General features: G+C 69.1%; 17 protein-coding genes. 6 read left to right on the top strand and 11 right to left on the bottom strand.

Going from position 1 to position 18,103, the window contains the following annotated elements:
• Positions 1–26 precede the first annotated feature (26 nt).
• Genes pcp through ACAM42_RS32430 form a run of 3 tightly spaced genes read right to left on the bottom strand, consistent with a single transcriptional unit; the run spans position 27 to position 2,417 of the window.
• Positions 27–704, bottom strand: a complete 678-nt coding sequence (gene pcp, locus ACAM42_RS32420) for a pyroglutamyl-peptidase I (protein ID WP_369630591.1) — start codon at positions 702–704, stop codon at positions 27–29.
• Positions 705–714: 10 nt separating this feature from the next.
• Positions 715–1,671, bottom strand: a complete 957-nt coding sequence (locus ACAM42_RS32425) for a DUF979 domain-containing protein (protein WP_062477418.1) — start codon at positions 1,669–1,671, stop codon at positions 715–717.
• A gap of 5 nt (positions 1,672–1,676) precedes the next feature.
• Positions 1,677–2,417, bottom strand: coding sequence for a DUF969 domain-containing protein (locus tag ACAM42_RS32430; RefSeq protein ID WP_062477421.1), 741 nt, complete (start codon positions 2,415–2,417; stop codon positions 1,677–1,679).
• Between the two features lie 284 nt (positions 2,418–2,701).
• Between ACAM42_RS32430 and ACAM42_RS32435 the strand changes: the two genes are divergently transcribed.
• Both ACAM42_RS32435 and ACAM42_RS32440 read left to right on the top strand, forming a co-directional pair.
• Positions 2,702–3,397 (top strand): GntR family transcriptional regulator, encoded by a 696-nt coding sequence (locus tag ACAM42_RS32435; RefSeq protein ID WP_369630592.1) that lies wholly within the window; start codon positions 2,702–2,704, stop codon positions 3,395–3,397.
• Positions 3,398–3,484: 87 nt separating this feature from the next.
• Positions 3,485–4,030: a LysE family translocator gene (locus ACAM42_RS32440; RefSeq protein WP_369630593.1), complete on the top strand. Its 546-nt coding sequence runs from the start codon at positions 3,485–3,487 to the stop codon at positions 4,028–4,030.
• A 19-nt stretch (positions 4,031–4,049) separates the two neighbouring features.
• On the opposite strand, the gene ACAM42_RS32445 is transcribed toward ACAM42_RS32440, so the two are convergent.
• Genes ACAM42_RS32445 through ACAM42_RS32460 form a run of 4 tightly spaced genes read right to left on the bottom strand, consistent with a single transcriptional unit; the run spans position 4,050 to position 9,210 of the window.
• On the bottom strand, positions 4,050–5,468 hold the full coding sequence (locus ACAM42_RS32445; RefSeq protein ID WP_369630594.1) for an L-serine ammonia-lyase: 1,419 nt from the start codon (positions 5,466–5,468) through the stop codon (positions 4,050–4,052).
• Complete coding sequence (locus ACAM42_RS32450) at positions 5,465–6,445, bottom strand: ABC transporter substrate-binding protein (RefSeq protein WP_095950356.1); 981 nt, start codon at positions 6,443–6,445, stop codon at positions 5,465–5,467. The genes ACAM42_RS32445 and ACAM42_RS32450 overlap by 4 nt, the downstream gene beginning before the upstream one ends.
• A gap of 32 nt (positions 6,446–6,477) precedes the next feature.
• Positions 6,478–8,124, bottom strand: a complete 1,647-nt coding sequence (locus ACAM42_RS32455) for an ABC transporter permease (protein WP_369630595.1) — start codon at positions 8,122–8,124, stop codon at positions 6,478–6,480.
• Between the two features lie 15 nt (positions 8,125–8,139).
• The gene (locus ACAM42_RS32460; protein ID WP_062477439.1) at positions 8,140–9,210 is read right to left on the bottom strand and encodes an ABC transporter ATP-binding protein; all 1,071 of its coding nucleotides are present in this window, start codon (positions 9,208–9,210) and stop codon (positions 8,140–8,142) included.
• Positions 9,211–9,408: 198 nt separating this feature from the next.
• Between ACAM42_RS32460 and ACAM42_RS32465 the strand changes: the two genes are divergently transcribed.
• A complete protein-coding gene (locus tag ACAM42_RS32465) occupies positions 9,409–10,317 on the top strand; it encodes a LysR substrate-binding domain-containing protein (protein WP_369630596.1) in 909 nt (302 codons plus the stop codon).
• The gene (gene serB, locus ACAM42_RS32470) at positions 10,314–11,000 is read left to right on the top strand and encodes a phosphoserine phosphatase SerB (protein WP_369630597.1); all 687 of its coding nucleotides are present in this window, start codon (positions 10,314–10,316) and stop codon (positions 10,998–11,000) included. Before ACAM42_RS32465 ends, serB begins: the two co-directional genes overlap by 4 nt.
• On the opposite strand, the gene recG is transcribed toward serB, so the two are convergent.
• The 3 genes from recG to ACAM42_RS32485 are packed head-to-tail and all read right to left on the bottom strand — an operon-like array spanning position 10,990 to position 15,274.
• Entirely contained in the window at positions 10,990–13,098 is a 2,109-nt protein-coding gene (recG, locus tag ACAM42_RS32475; protein ID WP_369630598.1) for an ATP-dependent DNA helicase RecG, read from the bottom strand. The two genes, serB and recG, sit on opposite strands and share 11 nt — an antisense overlap.
• Before the next feature lie 11 nt (positions 13,099–13,109).
• On the bottom strand, positions 13,110–14,600 hold the full coding sequence (locus ACAM42_RS32480; RefSeq protein WP_369630599.1) for a TIGR01777 family oxidoreductase: 1,491 nt from the start codon (positions 14,598–14,600) through the stop codon (positions 13,110–13,112).
• Positions 14,597–15,274 carry a DUF4166 domain-containing protein gene (locus tag ACAM42_RS32485; protein WP_369630600.1) on the bottom strand — a complete coding sequence of 226 codons (678 nt, stop codon included), beginning with the start codon at positions 15,272–15,274 and terminating at the stop codon, positions 14,597–14,599. Before ACAM42_RS32485 ends, ACAM42_RS32480 begins: the two co-directional genes overlap by 4 nt.
• 137 nt (positions 15,275–15,411) lie before the next feature.
• Between ACAM42_RS32485 and queA the strand changes: the two genes are divergently transcribed.
• Positions 15,412–16,455, top strand: a complete 1,044-nt coding sequence (gene queA, locus ACAM42_RS32490) for a tRNA preQ1(34) S-adenosylmethionine ribosyltransferase-isomerase QueA (protein ID WP_307637658.1) — start codon at positions 15,412–15,414, stop codon at positions 16,453–16,455.
• Between the two features lie 8 nt (positions 16,456–16,463).
• Positions 16,464–17,636, top strand: coding sequence for a tRNA guanosine(34) transglycosylase Tgt (gene tgt, locus ACAM42_RS32495; RefSeq protein WP_369630601.1), 1,173 nt, complete (start codon positions 16,464–16,466; stop codon positions 17,634–17,636).
• On the opposite strand, the gene ACAM42_RS32500 is transcribed toward tgt, so the two are convergent.
• Positions 17,633–18,013 (bottom strand): hypothetical protein, encoded by a 381-nt coding sequence (locus tag ACAM42_RS32500; RefSeq protein ID WP_369630602.1) that lies wholly within the window; start codon positions 18,011–18,013, stop codon positions 17,633–17,635. The genes tgt and ACAM42_RS32500 overlap by 4 nt on opposite strands.
• Positions 18,014–18,103: the final 90 nt, after the last annotated feature.

Here is an 18,103-nt window from a genome sequence, read left to right on the forward strand (position 1 = left end):
CCGGCGTGCACGGCACGCCTCAGGAATCAATGCAGCCGGCCGGCGGTTTCGCGCACGTCGTGGCGCACGGTGAGCGCGGTGCGGATCGCCACGCGGAAGGCCTCCACCTGCGCGTCCAGCGCCATGCTCGCCACGCCGGGCTTCGAGGCGGCCTGCTCGGGCAGGTAGGGCACGTGGACGAAGCCGCCGCGCGTGTGCGCCAGCGCCGGGCGCGTCGCGAGCCGGTGCATGAGCGCGTAGAAGATGTGGTTGCACACGAAGGTGCCGGCGCTGTTCGACACGGCCGCGGGCAGGCCCGCCGCGCGCATGTCGCGCACCATGGCCTTGATCGGCAGCGTCGAGAAGTAGGCCGCCGGGCCGTCCTTGACCACGGGCAGGTCGATGGGCTGCTGGCCGGCGTTGTCGGGAATGCGCGCGTCGTCGATGTTCAGCGCGGCGCGCTCCATCGAGATTTCGGTGCGCCCGCCCGCCGCGCCGATGCACAGCACCAGCTGCAGTGGCGGGCCGATCAATGCAGCGTCGAGCGTGTCGATGGCGCGGCCGAACACGCAGGGCAGCTGCACCGCCTGCACCACGGCGCCTTCGCAGGTCCAGCCGTCGAGCGCGCGGGCGATCTCCCACGCGGGGTTGACCGGGTCGTTCTCGAAGGGCTCGAAGCCCGCGAGCAGCACGCGGCGTGCCTTGGCATCGGTGGCGATCGTCATGCGCGGTGCCTCAGCGGAACATCAGGAAGTACAGCAGGAAGATGTTGACCACCAGCAGCGCGGCCGCGGTCGGTATCTGCACCTTGATCACCGCGTTCTTGTCGGGCAGCTCCAGCAGCGCCGCGGGCACGATGTTGAAGTTGGCCGCCATCGGCGTCATGAGCGTGCCGCAGTAGCCCGAGAACATGCCGATGGCCGCCATCACGGCCGGGTCGCCGTGGTACACGCCCACCAGCACCGGCACGCCGACGCCGCCCGTCATCACCGGGAAGGCCGCGAAGCCGTTGCCCATGATGATGGTGAACAGCGCCATGCCCAGCACGTACACCGCCACGGCGACGAAGCGGATGTCCATGTTGATGTAGCTGGTGGTGATGTGCGCCACCGCCTTGCCCACGCCGGCGTCGGAGAACACCAGGCCCAGCATGCCGAGCATCTGCGGCAGCACCACGGCCCAGCCGAGCGCGTCGGTCAGGCGGCGCGACTCGCGCATGCCCTGCACGGGCGTCTCGCGCGTCAGCCAGCAGGCCAGCGCCAGCGCCACCACGCAGCCGATGCCCAGGCTCACCAGCGTGGTGTTCTTGGGGTCGAGCAGCAGCGTGCCGCCGAGCTTGATGTGGCTCATGCCCACGGTGCCGATCACGGTGACCAGCGGAATCGCCAGTGCCGGAATGAACAGCTTGTTGCCCAGGCGCGTGGCGCTGGCCTGGTACTGCTCGGGCGTGGGTTCGCGGTGCTTGCCCGCGCCGACGCCGCGCAGCCCGGCAATGACGGCCATGCCGATCGCGCCGGCGCCCACGAGCGCGGGCGGCAGCTTGTCGCCGACCAGGAAGACCAGCGCATAGATGCCCCAGAAGAGCGCGCTGGTGTAGCGCTTGGGATGCTGGCGGTCGGCCAGCGTCATCACGGCCGTGACGGCGAGGATGAAGCCGACCAGGAGGTACAGGTGCTGGATCGAGAGAATCATGATGCTCAGCGTCCTTCCTTGGCGGGCACGGCGGTGGCGGGCACGTCGGCTTCTGCAGCGCCGCCCAGCTCACGGGCCAGCGCCTGGTCGAGCCGGCGCAGGCGCCAGGCGTGGATGATGAAAGCGGCAATGGCCGTCGGAATGCCCCACATCGCGATGTGCAGCGGCTCCACGTCGATGCCCGCTTCGTGCAGGAAGGTGGTCATGAGCACGATGGCGCCGAAGGCCACGAAGATGTCTTCGCCGAAGAACAGGCCCACGTTGTCGGTGGCCGCGGCATAGGCGCGCAGCTTGTGGCGGATGCGGTCGGGCAGCTTGCCGTAGCGCGTCTCGGTGGCGCCTTCGGCCATCGGCGCGAGCAGCGGACGCACCATCTGCGGATGGCCGCCCAGGCTGGTCAGGCCCATGGCCGCCGTGAGTTCACGCGCCGCGAGGTAGACGATCAGCAGGCGGCCGGCGGTGGCCGACTTGATGCGGCTGATCCAGTTCTGCGCGTGCTGGCGCAAGCCGTGGCGCTCCAGCAGGCCGATCACCGCCAGCGGCAGAAGAATGATCAGCGGCAGGTTGCGCGTCTTGATGAAGCCGGTGCCGATGGCCGTGAGGATCGCCATCGGGCCGAAGCCGGCGGCGAACGCCGTCACGATGGCCGTGACGATCACGACCAGCATCGGATTGAAGCGCAGGATGAACCCCGCAATGATCACGGCCACGCCGATCAGCGGCCACAGGGGGACTTCAGGTGTCATGGTTGGTCTTTCGTTGCAATGCAAAACACCGGCGCAGGGGCACCGGTGCGGTCGATTGATGCAAACCTCATGCCAATGAATGAGCAATTCATTTCTTATGAATCACTCATTTCAAACAAGTTGTTGAACAATTTCATGTAGTGTGCCCAACAACAGTGCCTGAATACCCCCATGAAAACCCTGAAACGGGCGCGTTTCGGTGCATCGGCGCGGCATGGCACGGGAGCCGTCTGTTACAACGCAGGCTCGCTGCGCCCCTCTCTTTTCCCCTCCGACCGACCGGCATGACCCGACTGGATTCCCCCACTTCCCCTGCCTCGCCGACCGCCGGCGCGCTCACGCTCAACGACCGCGTGGCCGAGCTGATCCGCCAGAAGATCGTGAAGGGCGAGTTCTCGCCGGGGCAGCGGCTGTCGGAGGCCGCGCTGGCCGACAGCCTGGAGATTTCGCGCAACACCCTGCGCGAGGTGTTCCGCACGCTGACCAAGGAAGGCCTGCTCAAGCACGCGCCCAACCGCGGCGTGTTCGTGGCGGTGCCGAGCATCGCGTCGATCATCGACATCTACCGCGTGCGCCGGCTCATCGAATGCCAGGCGCTGGCGCAGGCCTACCCGCGCCACCCCGCCAAGAAGCACATGCGCGAGGCGGTCGAGATGGCGCTGAAGTGCCGCGACGCCGGCGACTGGCTGGGCGTGGGCACGGCCAACATGGAGTTCCACAAGGGCATCGTCGAGCTGGCCGACAGCGAGCGGCTGAACGTGCTGTTCGCCCACATCCTGGTCGAGCTGCGGCTGGCCTTCGGCCTGCTGAAAGACCCGGAGTTCCTGCACGCGCCCTACGTGGACATGAACACAAAGCTCCTCGAGCTCATCGAGGCCGGCAAGTTCGCCGAGGGCTCGGCGGCGCTGAACGACTACCTCATCCACTCCGAGCGCATCGTGCTGGCTGTCTATGCGCGGCAGATGACGGACGTGGAATAGGCCGCCTCCGGGCTTCGCATCGGCGCACCTGCGCGGGCGAGGTGCTGAAATAATGACCACCCCGCCACCCCCACCGCCGGATGCGCCATGACCCTGTCCGCCTACCTGCTGTTCCTGCCCGCCTGCTTCGCCATCAACATGGCGTTCGGCCCCAACAACCTGCTGTCGGTCACCAACGGCGCCAAGCACGGCGTGTCGCCGGCGGTGATCGCGGCGAGCGGCCGGCTCGTGGCCTTCGCGGTCATGATCGCCATCGCGGGCCTGGGCATGGGCGCGGTGCTGGTGGCGTCGGAGCTGGCCTTCGATGTCATCAAGTACATCGGCGCCGCGTACCTCGTGTGGATCGGCGTCCGGCTGCTGCGCGCGCCGGCACCGACCGCGCAAGTGCAGGCGCACGAGGCCGCACCGCCGTCGATGCGCGCGCTGGTGCGCCAGGAGTTCACGGTGGCGGCCGGCAACCCGAAGGCGATCCTGGTGTTCGAGCTGGTCGCGATCGCGCTGTATGCGCTGCTCGGTGCGCGCATGCGCCGCCTGGCCAATGGCAGCCGCGCGATGCGCTGGTTCAACCGCGTGAGCGGCAGCATGATGGTCGGCTTCGGGCTGGTCCTCGCGTTCACGCGCCGGCCTGCTTGAGTGGTCGGCCGCGCGGCGGTCAGCACTCGACGATGTTCACGGCGAGGCCGCCGCGCGAGGTTTCCTTGTACTTGGTCTTCATGTCCGCGCCGGTCTGCATCATGGTCTGGATGACCTTGTCCAGCGACACGAAGTGCGAGCCGTCGCCGCGCAGGGCCATGCGCGCCGCGTTGATGGCCTTCACCGCGCCCATCGCGTTGCGCTCGATGCACGGGATCTGAACCAGCCCGCTGACCGGGTCGCAGGTCATGCCCAGGTTGTGTTCCATGCCGATCTCGGCGGCGTTCTCGACCTGGCCCGGCGTGCCACCCATCACCGCGGCGAGCGCGCCCGCCGCCATCGAGCAGGCGACACCGACCTCGCCCTGGCAACCGACCTCGGCGCCCGAGAGCGAGCCGTTCTTCTTGTAGAGGATGCCGATGGCGGCGGCGGTGAGCAAAAACTCGACCACCGCCTCGTCGCCCGCGCCGGGAAAGAAGCGCTGGTGGTAATGCAGCACCGCCGGGATCACGCCCGCCGCGCCGTTGGTGGGCGCGGTGACCACGCGCCCGCCGGCCGCGTTCTCTTCGTTGACGGCCATGGCGTACAGGTTGACCCAGTCCATCGCCGCGAGCGGGTCGAGCGCGGCCTGCGCGGTGCCGCTGCCCTGCAGCTGCCCGAACAGGTCGGCCGCTCGCCGCCGCACCTGCATGCGCCCGGGCAAGGTGCCGGTGCTCGCGCAGCCGCGCCGCACGGCGCCGGCCATCGCGTCCCACACCTGCAGCAATTCCGATCGCACCTCGGCCTGTGGCCGCCACTGCGTTTCGTTGGCCATCATCAGCGCGGCGACCGACAGGCCCTGCGCGCGGCATTGCGCCAGCAGCTCCGCGCCGGTGTCGAAGGCAAAGGGCAGCGCGGCCGGAGCCGGGCGCTGCACGCCGGCTTCGTTGCGCACGCCCTCGCCCTGTGCATCGACGACGAAGCCGCCGCCGACCGAGAAGTAGTCCGCCTCAGCCAAGGTCTGGCCCTGCGCGTCGAGCGCGATGAAGCGCAGGCCGTTCGGGTGCCGGGGCAGGCTCTTGCGCAGGAAGAGCAGGTGCTCTTTCTCGTCGAACGCCACGGCGTGCGTGCCGAGCAGGTGCAGCCGCCGCTCGCGCCGGATGGCCGCGATGGCGGGCTCGATGGTGTCGGGGTCGATCCGGTCCGGCCGGTGGCCTGCGAGCCCGAGCAGCACGGCGCGGTCGGTGCCGTGGCCGCGCCCGGTGGCGCTCAGCGAGCCATACAGCTGCGTCACCAGCGCGGCCACCTGCGGCAGCAGGCCCCGCGATTGCAGCAGGCAGGCGAACTGCCGCGCCGCGATCATCGGCCCGACCGTGTGCGAGCTCGAGGGGCCGATGCCGATCTTGAACAGATCGAAGGCGCTGACCGGCGTCGAAGGCGCCTTCGCCGTGCTCGTCACCGCGCCTTCACCGCCAGGTTCCACAGCGCCACGAGCTGCTCGTACTCCGCCGAGGCCGCTTCCTGGTCGAGCGGGAAGACCTTGATGGCGCTCAGGTCGGGCAGCGAGGTGAGCTTGGACACCGCGATGTCGCTGCGCACCGGACGGCGGAAGTTCTTCACCAGCAGCTCCTGCTGCGTCTCCTTGCTCAGCAGGCCGTTGTAGAGCGCGACGGCGGCGTCCATGTTCTTCGCGCCCTTCACGATGAACATGCCTTCGGGCGCCAGGTAGCTGCCCTCGGTGGGATAGACCAGCTTGATCTCCTTCTGGCCGCCCGCCACGTACTCCTGCGCCGCGTACTCGATGGTCAGGCCCACCGGGTACTCGCCGGCGGCCACGCCCTTGTAGGTGCTGCCCGACGAGGCGGTGACGACCGCGTTGGCCGCCAGCTTGCCCAGGCCGTCGCGGCCGAACTGCTTGAGCAGGCCATACACCAGCATGTAGGCCGTGGCGCTCTTGCTCGGGTCGGTGATGGCGAACTTGCCCTTCCACTCGGGGCGCATCAGGTCCGACCAGGTCTTGGGCGCGGGCATGCCCTTGAGCTGGCGCTCGTTGACCATCATCACCATGACGTGCACGTTGGTGCCGACCCACAGGTCGTTCGGGCCGCGGAAGGCCGCGGGCACGGCCGCGAGGTCGGGCGACTTGTAGGGCGCCATCTGGTCCTTGTAGGCGCCCAGCGTGCCGAAGCCGCCGCTCCACAGCACGTCGCCGCGCGGGTTCTTCGCCTCGGCCTGGATGCGCTTCATCAGCGTGCCGGTGCCGCCCGTGACCTGCTGCACCGTGAGCCCGGGCGTCTTCTTCTTGACCACGGCCAGCGCGGTCTCGACGGTTTCGGTGTTGTTGGACGAATAGAGCACCACCGTCTGCGCACCCGCCACACCCGCCGTGAGGGCCAGGGTCGCGAACGCGCATTTCGCCAGGGACTTGAAGGACATGAAAACCTCGCAGGTTGAAGTGAATGGGTGGGTCATTTGCTGGAGAAGAGGTTGATGCGGAACACCTTGATCGCCACCACGATGGGCAGCAGGATCACGCTGACCAGCGCCGCGCCGTAGGCCGAGGCCAGGCCCAGGCGGCCGCCGTCGACCTGGCGGAAGATGGCGATGGGCATGGTCTCCAGGCCGCCCGTGTAGACCACGATGGAGGCCGAAAGCTCCGAGATCGTGGTCACCCACATCAGGATGGCGGCCGAGATGATCGAGGCCTTCATGGCCGGCAGCAGCACCTTGAAGAAGGTCTTCAGCGGCGACACGCCCAGGCTGATCGAGGCCTCCTCGATGGAGTCCGAGATGTTGAACAGCGTCGACGACGCATTGCGCACCGCGAAGGGCAGGCGGCGCACCGTGTAGCACAGCACCATGATCCCCGAGGTGCCCGCCAGCACCAGCCAGCCGGTGTTGAAGGTCTGCACCAGCGCAATGCCCAGCACCGTGCCCGAGATGGTCAGCGGCAGCACCACGATGTAGTCCAGCAGCTGCGTGAAGGGGTTGCGCTTCTTGATCGTCAGGTAGCTCACGAGCACCGCGAAGGCCACGCCCACCACCGTCGCCATCGAGGCGAACTTCAGCGAGTTGATGATCGGCTCGGGCGCACCGCGCAGCGCGCGTTCCAGGCTGGACAGCGACCACTGGCCCCAGCGCATCACGGGCCCGCTGGTCTCGGTGAACGCACCCACGAAGACGATGAGCAGCGGCAGCATCGACAGCACGATGATCACGCCCACGCTGAGCGTGTAGAACACCGCCGCGCCCGAGCGCACGCGCACCACGGCGGGCGCGCGGCCCTGCGTCATCGTGTAGATCTTGCGTTCGACCACGCGCTTCTGGAAGAACAGCACGATGGCCACGATGCCGATGGACACCACCGACATCGCGCTTTGCAGCGTGGGGCTGCCGCCCATCTCGCCGACGAAGGCGTTGTACGTCATGACCGACAGCAGCGGCACGCTGCTGCCCAGCACCACCGACAGCGCGAAGTTGCCCACCACCAGCGTGAACACCACCAGCGCATTGACCAGCACCGCCGGCAGGATCACCGGCACCAGCACGCGCAGCTTGGTCACCAGCGGCGAGGTGCCCAGGCTCAGGCCGGCCTCTTCGAGCTGGCCGTCGAAGCCGCGCAGCGCGGCCAGCACGCCCAGGTAGATGTAGGTGTAGTAGACCAAGGTCATGGAGAACACCATGCCGGTCCAGCCGTAGAAGGTCGGCAGCGTGATGCCCGCGCCCGCGAGCAGGTTGGTCACCAGCCCGTTGTTGCCCAGCAGCAGCAGCCACGACTGGCCGACGATGATCTCGGGGATCACGATGGTCATGATCGGCAGCACCGCCACCAGGTTCTTCAGCGGGAAGTCGTAGCGCGCCACCATGTAGGCGAAGGGCACGCCCACGGCCACGGTGCAGGCCGTGACCGACACGCCGAGCACCAGCGTGTTGCGGAACGCAAGCAGGTATTCGCTGTCCTGCAGCAAGGTGATGAAGCCGGACAGCGAGAACACGCCCGACTCGTCGCGCACGCTGTTCACGAACAGCGTGCCCAGCGGGTAGAACACGAAGAACAGCAGCAGCACGAGGCTGAGCAGGGTCAGGAAACCCCAGGGCCACCAGTTGATTTTCATGGCGTGCGTGTCCGTTCAGGCGGCGACGACGCGGCTGTCGGCCGGCACCAGCACCTGCACCGCATCGCCGGCCTGGAAGTCGGCCACCATGTTGCCGGCGTGCAGCTCGACGCGGATCTCCGACTGGTCGTGCAGCCGGATGCGGTAGGCGGTCTTGAAGCCCAGGTACTGGCGGCGCAGCACCTCGCCCGCGATGGCGTTGGGCACGTGGGGCGCGGGCGCCATCAGCGACAGCGCCTCGGGGCGCGCGATGAGGATGCCCTGCGCGCCCAGCGCGGCGCCGCCCTGCTTACCGTCGAGCTGCTGGCCGCACAGCTGGTAGCGCACGTGCGACGCGGCCCCGCCGGCGGACTCGGCCGGCACCGGGATCACGTTGGCCGAGCCGATGAAGTCCGCCACGTAGGCGTTCACCGGCGTGCCGTACAGCTCCTCGGGCGTGCCCAGCTGCGCGATGCTGCCGCGGTCCATGATGGCGATGCGGTCGGACATGGCCAGCGCCTCTTCCTGGTCGTGCGTGACGAACACGGTGGTGATGCCGGCTTCGCGCACGAGGTCCAGGATCACGTCGCGCATCTGCAGGCGCATCTTGGCGTCGAGGTTGGACAGCGGCTCGTCCATCAGCAGCACGCGCGGGCGGATCACCAGCGCACGCGCCAGCGCCACGCGCTGGCGCTGGCCGCCGCTCATCTGCGCCGGGTAGCGGTCGGCCAGTGCCAGCAGGCTCACCTTGTCCAGCGCCTCGTTGACGCGCCGGGCGATCTCGGCCTTGGGCACCTTGCGCGCGCGCAGGCCGTAGGCCACGTTGTCGAAGGCCGTCTTGTCGGGGAACAGCGCGTAGTCCTGGAACACCATGCCGATGTCGCGGTGGTGGGTGGACACGCGCGTCACGTCGTCCTTGTCGAAAAGAATGCGTCCGCCGTCGGGCTCGTTGAAGCCCGCGATGCAGCGCAGCAGGGTCGTCTTGCCGCAGCCGCTGGGGCCCAGCAGGGTGTAGAAGGCGCCATCGGGCACATGCAGCGACAGGTTCTGCAGCACCGTCTGGTTGGCGAACTGCTTCACGACGTTGTCGATGGTGATGGAAGCCATGTCTCTTGTTCAGGGTGGAAGGAAGCGCGATGCTAGGTGCGCCCCCTGCGTGCCACCAGCCGTATTTTTTAAGGCGGCCGGTTAGTTTTTCTGCAGGCTTCCCGGTCTACGATGCGCGCCGGCCTCCGACCCCGGGCGGCACGCAACCGAACACGAAAAGAACATGAGGAAGACAAGCCCGCTCGCCAAGGTACGCATGTGGTGACCCGACGCCTCCCCCCTTTGAAGGCGCTGCGCGCCTTCGAAGCGGCGGCGCGCCATGCCAACTTCACCGCGGCCGCCGACGAACTCAGCATCACGCACAGCGCCGTCAGCCAGCAGATCCGCCTGCTGGAGGACTACCTGGGCCAGCCGCTGTTCGCGCGCGAGGCCCGCGGCGCGACGCTGCTGCCGCATGCGCGCGACTACTTCGCCGAGGTGCAGGCCAGCCTGGACCGCATCGCCAGCGCCACGGCCGCGCTGAAGTCGCCCCACCAGCGCGCCAGCCTGCGCGTGTGCACCACGCCCTCGCTGGCGATGAAGTGGCTCATTCCGCGGCTGGCCGGCTTCCAGGCCCTGGCGCCGCAGACCGACGTGCAGCTGTCGACCCTGGGCCGGCAGTTCTTCGACCAGGCCGAGGCCGGCAGCGACGTGCTGATCCGCCGCATTCCCATGCAGCGCCCCGACCACACCTGCGTGCGCTGCCTGGACGACCACCTCGTGGCCGTGGCGTCGCCGCGCTTCATCGAGCGGCACCGCATCGCCAGCATGGCCGACTGCCTGGGCCACCCGCTGCTGCAGGCCGCCGGCGAAGTGGAGAACTGGCCGCGCTGGTTCGAGCTGGCCGGCGTGCGCGTGCCGCCCCAGCTGCCGGGCCCCGTGTTCGACCACCAGTTCCTGTGCATGCAGGCCGCCATGAACGACCTGGGGCTCGCGCTGGCGCCCTGGTGCCTGCTCGAGGAAGACATCCGCGCCGACCGGCTGCGCCTGGTGTTTCCCGAACCGCGCCTGCCCGCCTCGGGCGTCTACGCGCTGTACCGCACCGAAGGGCCGGTGGCCGCGCTGGCACGGCAGTTTGTCGACTGGCTCGGCACGCAGCACTGGAACGCCGCACACCCCACGCCATGAACCAGACCTCTTCTTCCCCCACCCTGCGGTTGTCGGACTTCAAGCTGATCGCCTTCGACATGGACTCGACGCTGATCGACATCGAGACCGTCGACGAGATCGCCGACATCGCGGGCTGCGGCCCCGAGGTCGCTGCCATCACCGAGGCCACGATGCGCGGCGAGATCACCGACTACAAGGACAGCCTGCGCCGGCGCGTGGCCCTGCTGCGCGGCGTGCCGCTGTCGGCGCTGCAGGCCGTGTACGACCAGCGCCTGCACCTGAACCCCGGCGCCGAGACGCTGATCGCCGCGTGCAAGCAGGCCGGCCTGCGCGTCGTGCTGCTGAGCGGCGGCTTCACCTTCTTCACCGACCGCCTGCGCGAGCGGCTGCAGCTGGACGACACGCGCTCCAACGTGCTGGAGATCGAAGACGGCCGGCTCACCGGGCGCATGCTGCCCCAGCCCTGGGGCGACATCTGCGACGGCGAGGCCAAGAAGGACAAGCTGCTCGAGTGCTGCCGCGCGATGGGCATATCGCCGGCCCGGGCCATCGCCGTGGGCGACGGCGCGAACGACCTGCCGATGATGCGCGTGGCCGGGCTGTCGGTGGCCTACCACGCCAAGCCCCTGGTGCGCGAGGCCGCCATGCTGGCGATCGACGAAGGCGGGCTCGACCGGCTGCTGGGTTTTCTCAAGCCTTGAGGTACTCGGCCTTCGTGCCGAGCCAGCGGTCGATGTGGCGCTGCGCCAGCTCGGGGTGCTTCTGCAGCATCACCGGCGCGAGCTCGCGCGCCCAATCGAGCAGCAGCGTGTCGGTCGCGAGGTCGGCAAAGCGCAGCAGCGGCGCGCCCGACTGACGCGCGCCCAAAAATTCGCCGGGCCCGCGGATCTCGAGGTCGCGCCGCGCGATCTCGAAACCGTCGCCGGTTTCCGCCATGGCCTTGAGCCGCGCGCGTGCCGCCTCGCCCACGCGACCGCTGTCGCCCGGCGCATAGAGCAGCACGCAGGCCGAGGCCGCCGCGCCGCGCCCCACACGCCCGCGCAGCTGGTGCAGCTGCGAGAGGCCGAAGCGCTCGGCATGCTCGATCACCATCAGCGAGGCGTTGGGCACGTCCACGCCCACTTCGATCACCGTGGTGCTCACCAGCACCTGGATCTCGTTGGCGGTGAAGGCGGCCATCACCGCCTGCTTCTCGGCCGTGGGCATGCGCGAATGCAGCAGGCCGACCTGGATGTGTTCGCCCAGCGTGCCCGCGAGTTCGTCGCGCGTCTCGGTGGCGTTGCGCAGGTCGACCGCCTCGCTCTCCTCGATCAGCGGGCAGACCCAGTAGACCTGCCGGCCTTGTGAAATCTGCGCCTGGATGCGGTCGATGACCTCGTCGCGCCGGTGGTCGGCCACCAGCTTGGTGACGATGGGCGTGCGGCCGGGCGGCAGCTCGTCGAGCGTGGAGACGTCGAGGTCGGCGTAGTAGCTCATCGCGAGCGTGCGGGGAATCGGCGTGGCGCTCATCATCAGCAGATGCGGTTCGAGGTCGCCGCCGGCCTTGCCGCGCAAGGCAAGACGCTGCGCGACGCCGAAGCGATGTTGCTCGTCGATGATGGCCAGCGCCAGGCTCTTGAAGCGCACCTTCTCCGAGATGACCGCATGCGTGCCGATGACCAACGCGGCCTCGCCGCTCTCGACGGCGGCCGACATCTCGTCGCGTTCCTTCTTCTTCTGGCTGCCCGTGAGCCAGGCCACGCGCAGGCCGCGCTCGGCCAGCAGCGGATCGAGCCAGCCGACCAGCTTGCCGAAGTGCTGGGCCGCGAGGATTTCGGTCGGCGCCATCAGCGCGCACTGGAAGCCCGCGTCGATGCAGCGCGCCGCGGCCAGCGCCGCGACCACGGTCTTGCCCGAGCCCACGTCGCCCTGCAGCAGGCGGTGCATCGGGATCTGGCGGTGCAGGTCGGCCGTGATCTCCTCGCCCACGCGCTGCTGCGCGCCGGTGAGGCCGAAGGGCAGCACGGCGAGCAACTGCGCATGCAGCGAACTCGCCGCCGCGTCGGTGGACGCAGGCAGCACCGGCGCACGCTGCGCCGCGCGCTCCAGCCGCGCCTGCAGCTGCGAGAGCTGCTGCGCCAGCAGCTCCTCGGCCTTGATGCGCTGCCACGCCGGGTGGCTGTGGTCTTCGAGCGCGGCGATCGACACATCGGGCGTCGGGTAGTGCAGGAAGCTCAGCGCGCTGCGCAGGTCCCACGCGCCGCGCAGGCCGATCTGCACCGGAATCGTCTCGTCGAGCAGCGCGCGCGCCAGGCCCGAGCGCACCTCGCGCCGCAGCACCGGCTGCGCGAGCCCGGCCACGGTCGAGTACACGGGCGTGAGCGCATTGGGCAGCGCCGTGCCGGCCGCCTTGACGGTCGGGTGCATGATCTGCCGCCCCACGAAACCGCCGCGCATCTCGCCGCGCACGCGCACCTTGGCGCCCACCGCCAACTGCTTTTGCTGCGAGGGATAGAAGTTGAAGAAGCGCAGCTGGCACGTGTCGCTGCCGTCGTCGATGGTGGCGATGAGCTGGCGGCGCGGGCGGTACACCACCTCGCACTCGGTGACCACGCCCTCGACCTGCGCCATGTCGCCGTCGCGCGTGTCAGCCAGGCGCACGATGCGCGTCTCGTCCTCGTAGCGCATCGGCAGGTAGAGCGCGAAGTCGATGTCGCGCACGAGGCCGAGCTTGCGCAGCGCGCGCTGCACGAGGCTCAGGCCGGTGCCGGGCGGCGACGCCGGCGCGGCAGGGGGAGTCGGTTCTTTCTTGGCGGGCACGGACAAGGCTTCTAGCGTGGACGGCAAAGGTCCGTCAAGGCGCTGCGGGCATCGGGAAACATGAACTGGAAGCCGCTGCGCAGCAGCTGCGCCGGCACCACGCGCTGGCCTTCGAGCAACAGATCGGCCTGCTCGCCGAGCAGCAGCTTCACGGGCGCGGCGGGCGTGGGCATCCAGCAGGGGCGGTGCAACACGCCGGCGGCGACGCGGGTGAAGGCCTCCTGGCTGACTGCACCCGGCGCGGCGACGTTGAAGGCCTGCGCGGTGGCCGGGCCGGTGGCAGGCTCGGTCACGGTCCACACATGCGCGATGGCGCGGATGAGGTCATGCACATGCACCCACGACAGCCACTGCTGCCCGCTGCCCAGACGACCGCCCATGCCCAGCTGCACCGGCATCAGCAGCTGCGGCAGCGAGCCCTGGTGGCCCAGCACGAAGCCGAAGCGCAGGCAGGCCACGCGAACGCCGTGCGCCACGGCCGCGTGCGCGGCCTGCTCCCAGCGCTGGCACAGCGTCGACATGAAGATGTCCTGCGGCGGCGCGTCTTCGGCGAGCTCGGTGGCGTCGCCCTGCGGCTGCACGCCGTAGTAGCCGATGGCCGAGCCCGAGAGCAGCAGCCACGGCTTGCGCGGGCGCATGGCGATCCAGGCGACGAGCTGCTGCGTCAGGCCTTCGCGGCTTTGCAGCAGCTGCCGCTGGCGCCGCGCGCTCCAGCGCTGTCCGAGGATGCGCGCGCCTGCGAGGTTGACGACCACGTCGATGGCGTCCGCGGCGGGAATCTGGTCGAGCGACTGCACACAGCGCACCGCGCCACCGAAGCCCCAGGCGGCGGCGCGCGCGTCGCGCGTCCACACCGTCACCGCATGGCCGTCGGCCAGCAGGTGGCGCACGAGGATCTGGCCGATGAAGCCGGTGCCACCCGTCACCAGCACCTGCTGCGGCTTCGTGCCGAAGCGCACCGGGGCCTCGATGGCGCGCACCTGCGCCTGCTTCTGCTGCTTGAACAAGGCGCGCGCCGCGAAACCGTCGCGCAGCCCCGAGATACCGACGCCCACGCCGCACAACGCCAGGAAGGCGCTGAGCCAGCCGTGTGGCTGCCACACCATCGCCGTCGGTTGCGCTGCCCAGCCGACCGCGCTCATCGCCAGCAGCGCGATGAACGCGCCGGCGTTGATGGCCAGCACCGTGTGCGTCACACGCTCGGTGGGCGGCAGCAGGCGGCTGCCGTCTTCGACCACGAAGTCCCACAGCGTGAGCACGATCTCGACGCCGAACACCGCGAGCAGCACCCACGCCCAGGCGCCGTGCCAGGCCCACGCCGACAGGCCGAGGAACAGCGCGCAATAAATCGACGAGCGCGTGGCATGGATCGCCAGCTCGCGCCCCGCCGTGCCGCGGCGCGGCAGCGCCTCGGTGCCTTCGTGGTGGTAGAGCGTGTCGAAGGCGCCCAGCGCGCCTTGCGCCGCCATGAGCTGCAGGGCCAGCAGGTGCGTGTCGATCATGCGGACACCGCCTGCGGCTCCGGCACTTCCTCGAACACGCCGACCTGCGTGAAGGTGGTGCCCATGAGGCAGTGACGGATCTCGATACGGATGTTGAAACGCTCGGGCGTCTCGTTGTGGTGCCAGAGAAAAGTCTTGCCCGGCGTGAACAGGCCCGGCAGCGGAATGCGCCAACCGAACACCTCCCAGAAATAGCCGTCGCTCTGGAAATGCAGGCTGCCGTTGGGCTCCACGCTCAGCACCAGCTTCATGCCCAGCCCCATGCCGACGTACTCCAGCACCTCGCCGCGCTCGCTCTCGCGCATGAAGCTGGTGAACTGGATGGGCTTGCGGTCGTGCAGGCGGTAGATGCGCTGCTTGTAGATGGCCGGGTCCTCGGGCCGGGCGTAGACCTGGATCTCGACCGGGAAGTGGCTGTCGCTGTAGGGGATCAGCGCGCCCTGGATCATCGGCTGCGTGAGGTGCCCCAGCAGCTTGCCGAAGCGCGAGCAGCGCAGCTCGCTGAGCGCGCCCAGGTAGTGCAGCGCCTTGCCCGGGAGGGGGTTCTTGTCGAAGCGCCGGCGGATGTCGGGGTGCAGCCCCATCCAGGCGCCGCCCAGGATCTTCTTGAAGAGCTCGCCTTCGGAAGGAGGGGCGGGGGACGGCGTGACACGCGCGACGGAAGAATCGACCATGCGTCGATTCTGCCTCGGCAACCCCGAGCCAACCCCAGGTGACGCCCGTGATTCCGGGCCATGGGACAATCGCCGCTCTCCGCCTTTTTCTCTTTCCCATGCCTCCTTGGCACGGGCCCGTCCGGCCCTCAAGCACCATGCGCGCCTTCACGCTTTCCGATTTCGATTTCCATCTGCCGCCCGAGCTGGTGGCACAACACCCGGCCACCGAACGCACTGCCTCCCGTCTGCTCGATGGCACAGGCCCCGCCCCGGCCGACCGCATCTTCAAGGAACTGCCCTCGCTGCTGCGCGCGGGCGACCTGCTGGTCTTCAACGACACACGCGTGGTCAAGGCGCGCCTGTTCGGCGAGAAGCCGACCGGCGGGAAGCTCGAGCTGCTGGTCGAGCGCGTGCTGCAGGGCCACGAGGTGGTCGCGCACATGAAGGTCAGCAAGAAGCCGCCCGTGGGCACCACGCTCGAGATGGTGGGCGGCTTTCGCGCCACGCTGCTGGGCCGCTGGCCCGAGGAAGACGGCGCGCTGTTCCGCTTCGGCTTCGAGAGCGACGCGGGCGAAGACCCGTACGCGCTGATGCAGCGCTGCGGCCATGTGCCGCTGCCGCCCTACATCACGCACACCGATTCGGCCGACGACGAGAGCCGCTACCAGACCGTGTTCGCGCGCGTGCCCGGCGCCGTGGCCGCGCCCACGGCCGCATTGCATTTCGACGAAGGCCTGCTGGCCGAACTCGAAGCGCGCGGCGTGCAGCGCGCCAACGTCACGCTGCACGTGGGCGCCGGCACCTTCCAGCCGGTGAAGACCGAGAACATCGCCGAACACACGATGCACGCCGAGCGCTACGAAGTGCCCGAGGCCACGCAGCGCGCCATTGCCGAATGCAAGGCCCGCGGCGGGCGCGTGGTCGCCGTGGGCACGACCACGGTGCGCACGCTCGAGTCGTGGGCAAAAAGCGGCGAGGCCACGGGCGACACGCGCATCTTCATCACGCCGGGCTTCGCCTTCGAACACGTCGACGTGCTGGTGACCAACTTCCATCTGCCCAAGAGCACGCTGATGATGCTGGTCTCGGCCTTCGCGGGCTACGAGCGCGTGATGGCGCTGTATGCCCACGCCATCGCCAACGGCTACCGCTTCTTCAGCTACGGCGACGCCATGCTGCTCGCACGCACCCAGGACTGAACGACATCATGCTGACCTTCGAACTCCTCAAGACCGACCCCGACAGCCACGCGCGCCGCGCCACGCTCACGCTCAACCACGGCAAGGTCCAGACGCCGATCTTCATGCCCGTGGGCACCTACGGCACCGTCAAGGGCGTGATGCCGCGCAGCCTCGAAGAGATGGGCGCGCAGATCATCCTGGGCAACACCTTCCACCTGTGGATGCGCCCGGGCCTGGACGTGATGGCGAGCTTCGGCGGGCTGCACCAGTTCGAGAAATGGGACAAGCCCATCCTCACCGACTCGGGCGGCTTCCAGGTGTGGTCGCTGGGCGCGATGCGCAAGATCAGCGAAGAGGGCGTGAAGTTCGCGTCGCCCGTCAACGGCGACAAGCTGTTCCTCACGCCCGAGGTCTCGATGCAGATCCAGACCATCCTGAACAGCGACATCGTGATGCAGTTCGACGAGTGCACGCCCTACGACACCAAAGGGCACATCACGACCGAGGCCGAGGCGCGCGTCTCGATGGAGCTGAGCCTGCGCTGGGCCAAGCGCTGCCAGGCGGAGTTCACGCGCCTTTCGAACCCGAACGCGCTGTTCGGCATCGTGCAGGGCGGCATGTTCGAGAACCTGCGCGAAGAGTCGCTGGCGGCGCTGGTCGACATGGACTTCCCCGGCTACGCCATCGGCGGCGTGAGCGTGGGCGAGCCCAAGGAAGAGATGCTGCACATCATGGGCCACACGCCGCACCGGCTGCCCGCGAACAAGCCGCGCTACCTGATGGGCGTGGGCACGCCCGAGGACCTGGTGCAGGGCGTGGCCGACGGCGTGGACATGTTCGACTGCGTGATGCCCACGCGCAATGCGCGCAACGGCACGATGTTCACGCGCTTCGGCGACCTGAAGATGCGCAACGCGCGCCACAAGAATGACCCGCAGCCGGTCGACCCCAGCTGCACCTGCCACGCCTGCGCGGGCACCTCGGGCGTGAGCTGGAACGACGGCGGGCGCGAGGGCTTCAGCCGCGCTTACCTGCACCACCTGGACCGCTGCGGCGAAATGCTCGGGCCGATGCTGTGCACGATCCACAACCTGCACTACTACCTGAACCTGATGACGGAGATCCGCGCGGCGCTCGACGCGGGCACCTTCACGGCGTTCCGCGCGCAGTTCAAGGCCGATCGCGCACGCGGCGTCTAGGGCTTCGCGGCGCCCGGCGGCTGGATGGCCAGCGGCGTCGCGTAGGGTTCGATGCGCAGCAGCTCGTTCCTGAAGACCACGACCTGCCTGAGCGGCGCCTGCACCAGCGCCCCGCTGGCGTCCTTTTGCGAGGCGTACTGCCAGAGCGTGAGCTGACCCTTCTCGGTCAGCATGGCGGCCAGCCGCTGCACGGGCGGCGCCGCGCTGGCGCCCAATTGGGCCGCCTCGATGCCCACCACGATGTCGTCGCGCGGCGAGATCACCTTGAAGAGCAGCGCGGGCGCCGGTGCCTGCGCCTGCGCGCGGACGTGCCGCGCCGCGAAGGCGGCCGGAAGAAGCGCGAGGCAGAGGACCAAGCGGCGGTTGAAGGAGCTCATGGGCCGAAGCGTATGCCTGCCACGGCGCCCTGCCCACAGGCCGGAAGCCATACGCCGGGTGGAGGCCCGGCCGGCAGCAGGGACGCCGTC

Source organism: Variovorax sp. V35, assembly GCF_041154465.1.
GTDB lineage: Bacteria > Pseudomonadota > Gammaproteobacteria > Burkholderiales > Burkholderiaceae_C > Variovorax > Variovorax boronicumulans.